The following is a 14198-nucleotide window of genomic DNA, read 5'->3' as shown; positions in this document are numbered from 1 at the left end:
TCCTCATGCTATTTTGTAAAGATTAACTTTTCTTCCTTAACTTTAACTTTCACATTATCCCCTTCCAAAATTTTACCTTCCAACATTTTATCCGCCAATTTGTCTTCAATTTCAGATTGGATTACACGTTTGAGAGGTCGTGCACCATATGCTTGGTCATAACCTTTTTTTGCTAAGAGCTTGATAGCAGACTCAGAAAGCTTTAAGTTTACTCCTACGTTTTTAGAAATTCTATTAATAAGTGATTTTGTCATAACCTGTGCAATTTCTTCGATATTTCCGGTTGTTAACGGATGAAATACAATCGTCTCATCCAATCGATTAAGAAATTCTGGTTTAAATAACTTCTTAACTTCTTCCATCACAGTTTTTTTCATATCTTTATATTCTCTATCTGCATTGGTTGTATCCACAAAACCCACTCGTTTAGGTGCAGTAATTTGCGTCGCACCTATATTAGAAGTCATTATAATGATCGTATTCTTAAAGTCTACTTTTCTCCCCTTCGAATCTGTAACATGCCCATCGTCCAGAATTTGCAATAACATATTAAACACATCTGGATGTGCCTTTTCGATTTCATCTAGTAAAATTACACTATACGGTTTTTTTCTAATTTTCTCAGTTATTTGGCCGCCTTCTTCAAATCCAACATATCCAGGAGGTGATCCTATCAATTTAGATACAGAATGCTTTTCCATATACTCACTCATATCAATTCTAATCATAGCATGTTCATTTCCAAATAAGGTAAATGCTAAAGCTTTTGTAAGCTCTGTTTTTCCAACACCAGTTGGCCCCAAAAATAAAAATGAACCGATTGGCCTATTGGGATCTTTAAGCCCCACTCGCCCACGACGAACTGCCTTAGAAACGCTTACTATTGCTTCATCCTGGCCAATGATACGCTCGTGTAATTCTTTTTCGAGGTTTTTGAGCTTGGCCGTATCTTCACTATTTAGCCGATTTACAGGAATATTTACCCAGCTGCTAACTACATCTGCAACATCCTCGTCTGTCACAATTTGATTACTCTTGGTTTGCTTATCTTCCCAATCTTTAGTAAGTTTGATTAGCTTTTCCTTTAGAAGGTTCTCTTCTTTTTTGATAGAAGCTGCTTTTTCATATTCTTCTTCTATAATGGCTTCTTCTTTTTGGCTCGAAACTTTTAATAAATTTAGCTCAGTTTCCTTAATTTTTTCTGGAGAAGTATAGGCTCTAAGTCGTACACGGGACGCCGCCTCATCGATTAAATCTATTGCTTTGTCTGGCAAAAATCTGTCGTTAATGTATCGCTTCGAAAGCTTTACTGCAGATTTTAAAGCCCCTTCGGATATAGTTACCTGGTGATGATTTTCATAATGCTTCTTAATGCCCTCTAATATTTCCAAAGTTTCAGCAGAAGTAGGTTCTTCTATCATAACAGGTTGAAATCTTCTCTCCAGCGCCGCGTCTTTTTCTATATATTTACGATATTCAGACAAAGTCGTTGCCCCAATTAATTGTAAATCTCCACGAGCCAACGAAGGTTTAAGAATGTTCGATGCATCCATGGTCCCTTCTGCAGAGCCGGCGCCAATAATTGTGTGCAGCTCATCAATAAACAGAATTAGATCCCCGGCGTCTACAATTTCTTTAATAACCTTGTTGATGCGTTCTTCAAATTCACCTCTATAGCGAGTGCCTGCAACTAAGCTAGACAAATCGAGAGATACCACTCGTCTGTTTTTTAAAATACTAGGCACAGCACCAATAACGATTTTTTGAGCCAACCCTTCCACAACTGCTGTCTTTCCAACCCCTGGTTCTCCTATAAGGCAAGGATTGTTTTTGGTCCTACGTGATAAAATTTGAATCATTCTTTCGATTTCTAACTCACGACCTATAACAGGGTCGAACTTTTCGCCTAGGGCTAACTGAGTAAAATCTCGACTAAATTTGTCTAGAGTTGGTGTCAAACTTGCTTTATTTTCTTTCATGCTATTAATATTAAAATTGATATCCTTAATTTTATCACCAACTACAATATTATTCAAGCTTATATAGAGTTTTGTTGTATCAACTTTCAAAAGTTCCAAAATTCTAATTGCAACAGATTGCGGTTCTTTTAACAAAACCATCAATATGTGCTCTGTTCCAACCTCAGTAGTACCAAGCTGTTTGGCTAATTTGTCACTTTTATCAAGCAGCAGTTTCATCCTAGGAGTAAACCCTACTTGAGTTTTATCTCCGGCACTTCCTTTGCCAATAATTTCACGAATTTTTTGAACCAAATCGTCTTCTTTGATCTGCTGGTTGTTAAGAGCTGTTTTAGAAATCGATCCATCTACATGTGCCAAACCCACTAGCATGTGTTCTGTTCCCAGATATTTATGGTTAAACTGCACCATAATATGTTCGGCATAATCAATTGCTTCTTTTGCTTGTTGAGTTAATTTTGATTGTTCCATCTACTCCCTACTTTCTATTAGTTATCCCATATATATATATTAAATAATTTTTGAAATTTGTCAATAAAAAAGACTAGCAAAACTCTAGTCTTCTGCTTTTTAACGTGAAACTAAGTAGTCTATGTACCTATGCTAAAGCTCACAAGTATAGCCTTATCTACTTGTTTCATTAAATCCTGATCTAAGTGGCATATTTTTTCTTTTAATCTTTTTTTATCGATAGTTCTAATTTGCTCTAATAAAATTACTGACTTTTTTACTATACCATAATATTTATCATCTATTTCCACATGGGTTGGGAGTTTAGCCTTATTAATTTTTGATGTTATTGCCGCACAAATAACAGTGGGACTAAATCTATTTCCCATTTCATTTTGCACAACCAATACAGGACGAATACCACCTTGCTCGGACCCTATGACAGGACTTAAATCTGCATAAAATATATCACCACGTTTAACTATCATTTTATTCACACTCCACTATATATCGTCATAATACAATTGGGCCTCTCTTTCTATTTCAAAATGCATCAGGTTAATTTCCTTCATCTTAACCAAGTTTTATTTACTCAAATCACCTCTAAAGAGTAGGAAATCTGTACTTAGTATTCCCTACAAGTTTTTTTTTATACTCCTATCAATCAATGTAGCGTCTTGGCACCCTTTTGCCTATCGTACAGATCAACTCGTAGTTTATAGTATCTGCAGTGCTTGCTAGCTCTTCAACCAGAATGGATTTGCCTTTTTGGACACCAAATAAAACTACTTCATCTCCAATATCAACTTTTCCAATATCTGTTATATCAACCATAAATTGGTCCATGCAGATTTTGCCAATGATTTTTGCATACTCTCCGTTAATCAAGACAGATGCTTTGTTTGATAATCGTCTTGGGTAGCCATCAGCGTAGCCTATCGGAATAGTCGCTATCTTCGTTTTGCGCGTCGTTACAAAGCTTTTGCCATAGCTAACACATTTGTCTTTCGAGAGTTCTTTTAAATGCACTACCTGCGTTTTTAAACTCATCGAAGGCATTAAAGAAATTTTTTTATGTTCTAAAAATTCTGATGGATAGTGCCCATAAAGTACAATGCCAGGTCGCACAATATCCAAATATGTGTGAGGATAACTTAATATTGCTCCACTATTTGATGCATGTATTAACGGAATTTCTATGTCAAAATCTTTAAGCTCATTAATAAACCCTTTAAATACACTCCATTGTTCTTTAGTATATGATCGATCTTCTTCATCCGCAGTTGCAAAATGCGTAAATAATCCTTCTACATTGATATGTGGCAAATTCATGATTTTTCGTATCTCTAATATACTATTTGTATTTGGCAAAAATCCTATACGCCCCATTCCAGTATCAATTTTGATGTGAACATTGATTGTTTTGTTAAACTTGCTAGCCTCCATCGAAATATACTCGGCCATTTCGTACGAAAAGACCGTCTGCGTTAAATCATTAACAATAAGAAGCTCGATATCGGCTTGGGGCGTATATCCCAAAACTAAAATCGGTAACGTCACTCCGGATACCCGCAGCTCTTCGCCTTCCTTTGCTATTGCCACTGCTAGTCGATCTACCCCCTCTTCTTGCAAGATGCTCGATACCCGAATTGCGCCATGCCCATACGCATCTGCTTTTACTACACCCATTATTTCCACCTCTTTGGGAATAATTTTTCTAATTTCTCTATAATTATGCCTTATTGCACTCAAGTTTACTTCTGCTATTACGCGTGGTTTTAAAAAAGCCATACAACCTCCTATAAAAACTCATCACTCTTTAAATATACTAATAATTTACGGGTCTTATGTGTATTTTTCCATAATAACATACGCAATTGCATACTTTTTACAATGTGAAATACTAATACAAATATTACTTACTGTCAACTCCTCTGCTCGCTCCTTTGCCATGCCATTCAAAACTACTTGAGGTTGTCCAAGACCTGTATGAGTAATTTCTATTTCTGACATTTTTATATTTCTGAATCCTGTTCCCATTGCTTTGCTTACCGCCTCTTTTGCTGCAAACAAACCTGCAATTGATTCAGGCCTGTACTTTTTTTGAGCCAAATAATCCACTTCTGATTCGGCAAAAATTTTTTTTACAAAAGTAGTATTTTCAGCCACAATCTTTTCTATACGATCTATTTCTATAATATCTGTACCTATTCCAACTATCATTCTTTCTCAACACTCACAATCTTGTCTAATTTTTCTATGCTACTGCGCCCCACAATCTGATGCAAATAATTATACAGCTCTTGTTGCGCCGTCTCGTATTGCTTTTTCTCGCTATTTTTAAGTAGCAACAAATTTCTATACTGGTCTATCTCTTTGTCCAACTCAGAAATCTTTTCGCGATATTCCATCATTATAGTATAACTCTTTACAACCGTATTTTCTACCAGCAACAAATTATATGTAACCAAATCTTCCTCCACCACAGCAGATTCTATCGCAAACATATCCAAATAATCATTCATCTGCAATAGAGTTTCTCGCGACAGTGTTATCTCCTGCTCTAGCAAAGCGTTATTTGCCAATGCAGTATTATTTAATCGATCACTAATTTCCAAAATTTGAGAAAGAAGTTTATTTTTCGTTTTCGTAGCCTTTTCAATATCATATGTAAGTTGACCTCTTTTTTTAAGCAAATCCATTACCTTGTTCTCCAAATCGAAAAACTCTCTATCCGCTACAATATTTTTAATTTTATGCCAAGAATTATCTAACACCACAATAGGCAAAACTTTAGTCTTCAAAGAAAGTCTCATCTCTTCCAAATGTTCTTGGTCTATTAATGTAGGTTGCTGTTCATTTTTCCTAGTGAATAGTTTTCGAAATATACGCATAGTTATTCATCTCCCGTCTTTGTTTGCTTATAACTAAATTATAACATTTATTATCCATTTGTCAATTATAGTGTATATAAATTTTGGGCAAAGCAAATACTCCAACCTCTCGAATATTTGCCGTTGCCGCAATTTAGTCTAGCGAAATCGTGGCATTCACATTGCCCGCTGTCGAAGATGCCAAAATCAGTTTGGCCGGCACCCGACTTTTGATCGCTGCCATATGCGAAATGATTCCCACCTTCAGCTTATCGTTGTGTAACTGCTCCAATGACCCAATCACTACATCTAGTAAATTTTCGTCCAACGTTCCAAATCCTTCGTCCAAAAAAAATAACTCAAGCGGAACGGAGCCTCGAAGCTGTATATGCGACGAAAGCGCCAATGCTAATGACAATGATGCCAAAAAGGTTTCGCCGCCAGACAATGTTGAGCCATCTCGAGCCGCGCCACCGTTTGCGTAGTCCTTAATCATAAATCCACCATCTGCGTTCAGCGCCAATTCGTATCGACCATTGCTTATCGCAAACAATTTTTTCGAAGCCTCCATCGCAATATATTTCAACTTATCTATTGCAATAAACTCCACAAACATTTTGCCCTTAAACAAATTAAACAAGCTATTTAACAACTCAATCTCTTTACTAATTTTTTCGGCCTCTAAATTTAGCTCCAAAGCTTTCTCTAATTTTGCCTCTATCACTTTGAGATTATTCCCCACAGAAATTACAGCGTTGTTGGCCTCCAAAAATTCTGCTTCCGCTATATCCCTCGCCACTTGCACAGCGCGCCAGTCATCTTCCGAAACAACCGCTCCTGAAATGTGTTCATTCAAAACTCTGATCGCACCAGAAATTTCATCCAAACCCCTGTTATACGCCGAGATCTCCTCTTCTATTGCGATCTTGCTCGCTTCATCCAAGACGTCCTTCGCCACTTGCTCCACATCAGCATAATCATATTGAGCCAATGCCGCATTCAGACAGTCTATTACCTCTGTATAGTCAATTTCTAGCGATTTTACCGCAGTATCAATAGCCACCTTGGTCTGCATGGCAGTTGCAACAGCTTGGTCTGCCTCCACTTTTGCTGCTGCTGCGCGCTCGAAGTCTAAAGCAATTTGAGCCAATTTCGCATCTATCTGAGCCAATGACCCAATGCTATTCAAAACCTGTGCCACATAATTCGATATAGCTGTTGCGTTGCCTGTTGCGTTGGCTGTTGTCAGTGTTGCTATAATGTCCACAACTTCTTCTGTATAAGCACCAATGAGCTCCGCTTTGACCGTCGTGGTTGCATCTATTACATTTATCTCATTTTGAATTTTAACGAGATTCTCTTGATGCCCTTTATACTGTTCAGATATAGCCTGATGCTTCTTGCGATTTTCCTCAATATTAACCGCCAGTCGTGCGCTAGATTTTTCATCTCGTACCACTTCCAAATATTTTGCTTCAAAATTTACAATCGCTGTTTCATCAGTGAGCTGTTTCAATTTCGCTTTCATCGAATCTAGATTTGCTATAGCAGCATCCTCATCACGCTGATATTGTATTAGGAGCTGATTTTTGTCCACCAACCTATCGCTAGCACTTTTATATTTTGCTCTAAGCTCATTGCGTAAATCCTCTGCTACGATTTTTTTATCTTCTAATTCTCGAATCGCCAAAACTTCTACAGTATCACTAGTTTTCACTGCTACGTGTTCGACAGATCCGCACACAGGGCATGGCGCACCAGCTGCTAATGTCAATCGAATTTTTGCCGACATCTGTTCGGTTTGTAATGCCGTTAAATTTTTAGTTGCAGCATCACAGGCGGCCTTTGCAGATATCCCTCGTTCTAAAAGTTGATTTTTCTGTGCGGTCAGATTTTTCACTGTCGCATATATGTCGGCCGTCCTGTTGCGTTTGTCCTCTACATCTGCCGCGGCTTGCTTATATTGTCCAGATAATTCGTACCCCTGCCTAATAGCTTCTTTGGTATCAACGTCTATTGCCAATGTTGCTAATGCAGATTCATCGCTCTTGATAGTAGCATCCAGCTCCGCAATTGCTATCTCAACTGCTGCCATATCTTTAGCCGTTAGATCTTTTGCTCGCAGATATTCTGCCTTTTTATCGTCTAATTGGTCTATTTCAAAAATGGTAGCATCGAGCTTAGTTTTTGCCTGCTCCAGTTTATTGATGTTAATCCTTTGCTCATTTAACGCTGGAACATCCACATTTTTTTGTGTAAGCAGATCTTGGTACGTTGCCTCTGTTGTAGCCTGAGTCGTTTTTAGTATTTCTAGTTGCAAATCAAAATCTCGTTTGAGTATCAATTGAGCTTTCAACTTGACTTCCACACGCTCTGCTGCCATCATCGACGGATACACTTTATCAGCCATATTGGCCTTCTGAAGCCTCGCCGCATTTGCATTTATCACTTCATTTTGCGCATCTAATGCGTCTTTTTTCTGCAGCCACTCGGTTAATTTTAACTGATTGTTCCAAATCTCTTGATAATCGCTATAAGTTTTCATTGCAGCTGCCGCCGATGCTTTGAGCGAAATACAATTTGCCGTTGCCGCATCCAAGGCCTGTTTAGTTGCCGCATAATTTTCTTCCGTTGCATCTTCATAGTCTACCAATTGCCTTTGCACAATACTATAATTGCGTTGAGATGCATCAAGTCGACTCTTAATTTTTTCACTGAGCCTATGCCCATACTTTTCTAAACCAAATAACCTCTCCAGCATTTCACGTCTATCCGCACCCTTAAGCCGAAAAAATTCACTGAACTTTCCCTGTGGCAACACAACAGTTCGCGAAAAATCTTCAAAGCTAAGTCCAATAATATTTTTGCAAGCAAGATTAACATCTCGAACTTTATCTGCTAACACTTTAGGATTTGAGTCGATTAACTCTATAAGTCTACATGAGGTAGAATTGTTTTTACGCTGAATTGTTCGATCAATTATATACGTGGTTTTTGCAATAGCAAATTCGAAGCTAACCGTCGCACAGCTACAATTGATATTGATATAATTACTACTTTTTCTTGCCACCTCTCCATAGAGCGCAAATGTGATAGCATCTAAAATCGTCGACTTGCCACTTCCAGTAGCACCAAATATCCCAAATAGCCCTTTTTCGGTAAGCTTTGCAAAATCTATCACTTGGGCGTTTTGAAAGTTATTCAATCCTTGTATGGTTAATTTAATGGGCCTCATTTTCTACCTCTTCCATAATCGAATTAAATAAATTTATAATCTCTGGATCCGCTGCAACATTTTTTCGCTTAAAATAAAATGCCTCAAACAATTCTTCTGCAGTCTGATCTTCAAATTTAGCCACATCTACTTCAATTTGATCCGAAAATATAGGAAATATATTTATGATGTCATTTTTCAGTGCACGAATTTTTTTGATATCACTTTCCAATAACGGTTTCTCTGTTTTCACTTCAAGATATACCCAACATTCTCTATCGGCATTTGCGGCGCATTTTTCAATCGCATCGTCAATGCTATCGCACAGCCAAGTTTCAATAGGCTTGTACACTTCAAAAGCTATTTCGGTAACTACGCATTCCTCTCCCGCTGCGGCCTCAATCAAAAAGCACACCTTTGGGGTCTGAGTTTCTCGCTTGTTATATTGTAGAGGTGCTCCAGAATATCTCGCTCGCTTATTTGTATCGGGTACGATTTGCTTTTTATGCACATGCCCGAGCGCAATATACTGAGCCCGCTGCGGCAAATAGCTCCCTGGAATCAAGTAACTGCCACCAAGAGTCTGAATACCGGTTTCTGATCCACTACCCTCGCTGCCTAATGCAAACAAGTGACTCACGGCCAAGTTGATAGTATCGTCTCGATAATTTTGTTCCAGATTTTTAAACAACATTGCGATGTGATCGATATATGATTGAGCTTGATCTTCAGTAGCTTGCATATAGTCATATAGTAACTCATTTAAACGCTTTTCGCTTGGATACGGAACTACCAATATCACGGCCCTTTCCCCATTGATGGCAATTTCGACAAAGCCCTCTCCAGATGCCACAACAGAATGCTGTCCATAATTGCCAGTATCTACCACATGCCTAAGAGTTCCAACAATGATAATACCATGCTCTTTTGCAAGTGGCGCAGCTGCAGCTAATCGATCGGGACTATCATGATTTCCTGCAACTACAAGAATAAGTCGTTGTCCATTATTCGAAATCTGCTTTAGCGTCGCATAAAACATAGCTTCTGCTCGCGATGGTGGGTTTGGAGTATCATATATATCGCCAGCGATAATCACTAAGTCTACGTCATGCTCATTCACCATTTCGACAAAGTCCTGCAAAAATATTTCTTGCTCGTCCATTCTGCTATAGCCGTCCAAATTTTTGCCTAGATGCCAATCAGAAGTATGCAAAATTTTCAACCAAATCATCTCCTTAAAAATAAGCTTACACAAAATTATTGACAGATTTACAAAAAAATAATCCTTCATTTACAGAAGGATTTTATTTTCGTTTATATTTGATACCAAGCATATCCTTAACTTTACGACCAGCCATCGACCCCGCCAATTTTAAGGCATCGCCATTACAGACCGCTCCAAAAACACTCTTCGCTGTTTCTCCAGAAGTTTGCCGTGCACCCTTACTTCTATTGCAGCTTCTACACATGCATTGTAAGTTCCAGAGATCATCCGTTCCCCCTTTGCGTTTCGGAATAATATGATCTATCTCAATATCTGCTTTATCGAATGTATTTTTGCATTGCACACATTTGTATTGACCATTAGCATTGGGTTGATTATTTTTAAACCAATCATCTCTATATCCCATCTAATACCCCCTCACAGTGTTTGTCTATTAAGTATATGCTCTCACTTACCAAAAATAGTATAGACAATTGGTAAGTTTGTGGATATAATAAGTAATACCAAAAAATAAGGAGGTTTATATATGCAATATAGACAGTTAGTGAAGGGCGGAGATAATTTATCCATTCTGGGATATGGGTGCATGAGATTTCCTAGTAAAAACGGACGTATTAACGAAGAACTCACAGATGAACAAATGTGGTATGCTTTTGAAAAAGGCGTAAACTATTTCGATACAGCCTACCCGTATCATGGTGGCAAAAGCGAAGTTATGCTAGGCAAATTTATTAAAAAGCACGACATTCGCAACAAAGTATTTATTGCCAATAAGATGCCTACATTCCTCATAAAAAAGCCAGAACAATTCGAAACTTTTTTTAATACGCAACTAGAGCGTCTAGATACTGATTATATCGATTACTACTTGATGCACGCTCTCGGAAGCCTGGCAGGATGGGAAAAATTGAAAGCTTTGGGCGCCTTAGAATTCATAGAAGAGAAAAAGAAAGCCGGCAAAATTAGATATATCGGTTTCTCATTTCATGGCAAAGGCGAAGAGTTCAAAAAAATCATCGATGACTACAACTGGGACTTCTGCCAAATACAATATAATTATCTCGACGAAACCAATCAAGCTGGTACTGCAGGACTAGAATATGCATACGAAAAGGGTGTTGGAGTTGTTGTAATGGAGCCGCTTAGAGGTGGCAACTTAGCGTCAAAAGCACCTACCAAAGTTAAAGAGAAAATCGAACACTTTGAACCTAAACGATCCCCAGCGTTTTGGGCACTTCGATGGATATTCAACCACAAAGAAGTTTCGGTAGTGTTGAGTGGAATGAATAATTTAGATCATATAAAAGATAATATTTACTGTGCCAAAAATACTTCTCCGAATAGCATGACCGAAGAAGAGTTGCACCTAATATCAGATATCAAAGAAGTCTACAAAGAGCTTATGAAAGTATCATGTACAGGCTGCAATTATTGTATGCCTTGCCCATTCAACGTGGATATTCCTGGAATATTCTCCGACTACAACAGCAACTCATTCTTTGGAGGAATGATGCCAAAAGCGTTCTATATTCAAAAATTACTCGGGATGGGTACTGCAAAGTCGGGTGCCGATCTATGCGTCGCTTGTGGCAAATGCATGACCCACTGCCCTCAGGGTATTCAGATTCCTACACAACTCAAAGAAGCCGACAAAGCGCTAGGCAAAAAATATCTAGTCTATCCTATTAAATTAGGCATGAAATTATTTTCAAAGAAAAAGAAGGTCAAAATAAAAAGTTCAAAGAAAACAGAAGAGAAAACAGAAGAGCAAACCAAAGAATAGAAAGAGGACTTTATGACTAAGGTATACTATTTTTCAAGAACAGGTGACTGCGAGAAAATTGCTAAATCTATAGCTACACAAACCAACGGAAGCATTTCGCGAATCACAGACAACCAAGACTGGAGCGGTATTGCTGGATTTTTGAAAGGTGGCGCGGCATCGCTCAAACGCATCGTCGTAGATTTGAATGCCGAAATACCTGCTATCAATAATGATACCATTTATCTATGTTTTCCTGTATGGGCAGGGACGTTTCCACCAGCTGTACGCACATTTATAGAACAAGTAGGCCGCGAAAATATTATTATAGTTCCCAAATCGCTAGGCAGCCATCTAAAGGACCAAGACGGGTTTAAGCAAGTTATAGAAATCATTGGCAAAACAACAGACATCACCGTTTAAAGTGATGCCTCCATTTTTCTTACTCTAAGTTAAACACCTTGCCTATTATATCTGCAAATGGCTCGACAGCATTCAAGGCTTCTTCGCTCGTATTAGTATTAAATCCAATTTCTACCAGCATAGAATACGGCAACATGTGTGTGCTATATCTATACGATTTCAAAAAGATTGTTCGCATTAGATCTGGGTAATATGTGAGACCTTGAATGTATGCTTGAAGTGAAAGTGCCATGTTTTCTTCGAGGTATGGATTTTCCAAACTGTTGTGAGGAAGAATTTCATCGGCCATATTTCGCTTTAAGCTAATTCCGTTTACAAACATTATTTTTGCAGTATCTTCGCCATTAAACTTTGCAGTAACCTTAGACGCACCGGTCGCCATGCCGTCTCTGTGTATATCTATTGCAAGTTGTATCGATGGGTTATCGTCAATTATTTGTGTAATGACTGGTTCCATAGCCTCATAAGCGTTGGTTGTGGAAGGAGTAAACATAGTGTCTACATGCAATACATTTAGCCCATACTTTGCTTCTAATATTCTCTCCAACTCTTGCGCCACTTTTACCACCCCATGATCTGCGTAATATCCTCCCTTTTCGTCGTCATACAATTCGAATGCGTGGGTATGAAATAGCAGTACATGTGGCCCATCTATATCAGTATTAATTTTAAGCTCTTTGGCAGCCAATTCTTCGAAGTCAAAACCCAAATATTCTAGTAATTCTGCATCTACTTTTAAAGAAGCATCTCCTGTATAATATGATGCTAGCAAGTGTTTATAGTTGTTTAATAATCCTGTATTTACATCCTGAGGCTCTGGTTCCGCATAGCTTGGCGTAAACTCATTATTTTTATCCAAGTTTATAATTTCATGAATTTCGGGCACACTAAAAAATCCTGTTATCCCTCCATTTTTAAATTTAATTGGCAATTTTTTGGTAAACGGCATTGCTGTATGTACATAGCTTAGCGGACTTTGTATCACCATTCCTACTACATTTTTAACATAAGTTTGTATCGCAAACTCAACATCGAAGGGTGTTTCGAATGCCGGAATCGTTGTCTTTACAAATAACAAATCTTGAGAACTTTTATTCTGCATATCCATATCAGTATAAGTGTTCGCTAGTGTAAAAAACAAAAATATCGAAATAACCGCATGATACGGAAAAGTTTTTTTTAAGTATGTTCCTAATACAAATGGGGCTTGCATATATCACCTCCTTGGTAATCTTAATATATTGTATACACAAGCCTCACTTTTTAGTACTAATATCTATATTTATTGACGTCGTCGATTGTTATACCTGGGTGAACAGCAATGTTGATTGCATTCGCAATAATGTTTCCTAGATACATAATTACTTCGTCCATATCTTTTGGGGTTACAAATAAATTTCCGATCGTTGGGGTAATGACCTCCCTAATTAGAGAATACTTTTCTTGGTCTCCCAAATCTCGTAGCATAGAGTAAAATTCCGCATTGGTTGATTCCGCCAGCATGCTCTCAATGAGAGTGTCCATCGTATCATTTATCAGTGTTGCCGCATCGACGACAGTGGGTACCCCAATTGCTATTACCGGGCACCCCATCGTGTTGATATCGAGTTTTTTACGTTTATTACCTATACCCGCGCCCGGAGAAATTCCTGTATTGCTAATCTGAATGGTAGAATTGATCCTGGTAGCGCTACGTGCTCCTAATGCGTCTATTGCAATAATGCAGTCTGGGTGTATATGCTCACACACTCCTTTAACAATTTCGCTAGTTTCTATACCAGTTAGACCCATAACTCCGGGGGCCAAGCTGCTTAGGTGACATACCGAATCGTCTATTGCCTCTGGGACAAATTCTGCCAAATGCCTGGTTACTAGTACTTTATCGCATACATAAGGGCCCAAAGTATCTGGAGTCGCTTGCCGATTTCCCAACCCAATTATCAGCACTTTTAAAATCCCAGAATGAGTCGGCAAAAGTCCTCTAAGACAATCTGCCACTTCCTCTATAATCTCTTTGTGAATTTCTGGATTGTTCTCCTTTAAATATTCAGACTCAATCGTGATATAATGCCCCATCGGCTTGCTCATAATTTTTTCCCCAGCTGCAGAAAAAATTTCGATATGAGTCTTTTTGTAATTTTCATGAGGTTCTATGTGTAAATCGACACCGTCTAGCTCATCTTCGACCTCTTTCTCTTCTCTTTCTAAAATGGCACCAACTTCTATAGCCAGATCCGTACGTGGTGTAAAGCCTGGTTCCTCCATCATACCC

Annotated in this window: 12 protein-coding genes; 2 read left to right on the top strand and 10 right to left on the bottom strand. The window is 38.3% G+C overall.

The genetic code is table 11. The features are described from left to right. Positions 1–8: 8 nt before the first annotated feature. The 8 genes from PCY70_RS06435 to PCY70_RS06400 form a co-directional block, all read right to left on the bottom strand. Positions 9–2450, bottom strand: a complete 2442-nt coding sequence (locus PCY70_RS06435) for an ATP-dependent Clp protease ATP-binding subunit (RefSeq protein ID WP_305768868.1) — start codon at positions 2448–2450, stop codon at positions 9–11. 119 nt (positions 2451–2569) lie between these two features. Continuing rightward, positions 2570–2917 carry a type II toxin-antitoxin system PemK/MazF family toxin gene (locus PCY70_RS06430; RefSeq protein ID WP_305768867.1) on the bottom strand — a complete coding sequence of 116 codons (348 nt, stop codon included), beginning with the start codon at positions 2915–2917 and terminating at the stop codon, positions 2570–2572. 172 nt (positions 2918–3089) lie between these two features. After that, the gene (alr, locus tag PCY70_RS06425) at positions 3090–4220 is read right to left on the bottom strand and encodes an alanine racemase (protein ID WP_305768866.1); all 1131 of its coding nucleotides are present in this window, start codon (positions 4218–4220) and stop codon (positions 3090–3092) included. A 54-nt stretch (positions 4221–4274) separates the two neighbouring features. Next, on the bottom strand, positions 4275–4652 hold the full coding sequence (gene acpS, locus PCY70_RS06420) for a holo-ACP synthase (RefSeq protein WP_305768865.1): 378 nt from the start codon (positions 4650–4652) through the stop codon (positions 4275–4277). Beyond that, entirely contained in the window at positions 4649–5323 is a 675-nt protein-coding gene (locus PCY70_RS06415; protein WP_305768864.1) for a hypothetical protein, read from the bottom strand. The genes acpS and PCY70_RS06415 overlap by 4 nt, the downstream gene beginning before the upstream one ends. A 133-nt stretch (positions 5324–5456) precedes the next feature. Further along, positions 5457–8537 (bottom strand): AAA family ATPase, encoded by a 3081-nt coding sequence (locus tag PCY70_RS06410; protein ID WP_305768863.1) that lies wholly within the window; start codon positions 8535–8537, stop codon positions 5457–5459. Next, positions 8524–9738 carry an exonuclease SbcCD subunit D gene (locus PCY70_RS06405; RefSeq protein WP_305768862.1) on the bottom strand — a complete coding sequence of 405 codons (1215 nt, stop codon included), beginning with the start codon at positions 9736–9738 and terminating at the stop codon, positions 8524–8526. Before PCY70_RS06405 ends, PCY70_RS06410 begins: the two co-directional genes overlap by 14 nt. Positions 9739–9820: 82 nt before the next feature. Beyond that, on the bottom strand, positions 9821–10147 hold the full coding sequence (locus tag PCY70_RS06400) for an HNH endonuclease (RefSeq protein WP_305768861.1): 327 nt from the start codon (positions 10145–10147) through the stop codon (positions 9821–9823). 120 nt (positions 10148–10267) lie between these two features. Here PCY70_RS06400 and PCY70_RS06395 point away from each other — a divergent pair, with 120 nt between their 5' ends. After that, positions 10268–11524: an aldo/keto reductase gene (locus PCY70_RS06395; RefSeq protein WP_305768860.1), complete on the top strand. Its 1257-nt coding sequence runs from the start codon at positions 10268–10270 to the stop codon at positions 11522–11524. 12 nt (positions 11525–11536) lie between these two features. Then, positions 11537–11926 (top strand): flavodoxin family protein, encoded by a 390-nt coding sequence (locus PCY70_RS06390; RefSeq protein ID WP_305768859.1) that lies wholly within the window; start codon positions 11537–11539, stop codon positions 11924–11926. A 19-nt stretch (positions 11927–11945) separates the two neighbouring features. Here PCY70_RS06390 and PCY70_RS06385 read toward each other — a convergent pair whose 3' ends face one another. Both PCY70_RS06385 and gpr read right to left on the bottom strand, forming a co-directional pair. Next, entirely contained in the window at positions 11946–13139 is a 1194-nt protein-coding gene (locus tag PCY70_RS06385) for a stage II sporulation protein P (RefSeq protein ID WP_305768858.1), read from the bottom strand. Between the two features lie 56 nt (positions 13140–13195). Next, the gene (gene gpr, locus PCY70_RS06380) at positions 13196–14191 is read right to left on the bottom strand and encodes a GPR endopeptidase (RefSeq protein ID WP_305768857.1); all 996 of its coding nucleotides are present in this window, start codon (positions 14189–14191) and stop codon (positions 13196–13198) included. Positions 14192–14198: the final 7 nt, after the last annotated feature.

This window comes from Candidatus Epulonipiscium viviparus (genome assembly GCF_030708075.1).
In the GTDB taxonomy this organism is placed as follows: Bacteria; Bacillota; Clostridia; order Lachnospirales; family Cellulosilyticaceae; genus Epulonipiscioides; species Epulonipiscioides viviparus.
This window is presented reverse-complemented; position numbering and strand designations above follow the sequence as displayed.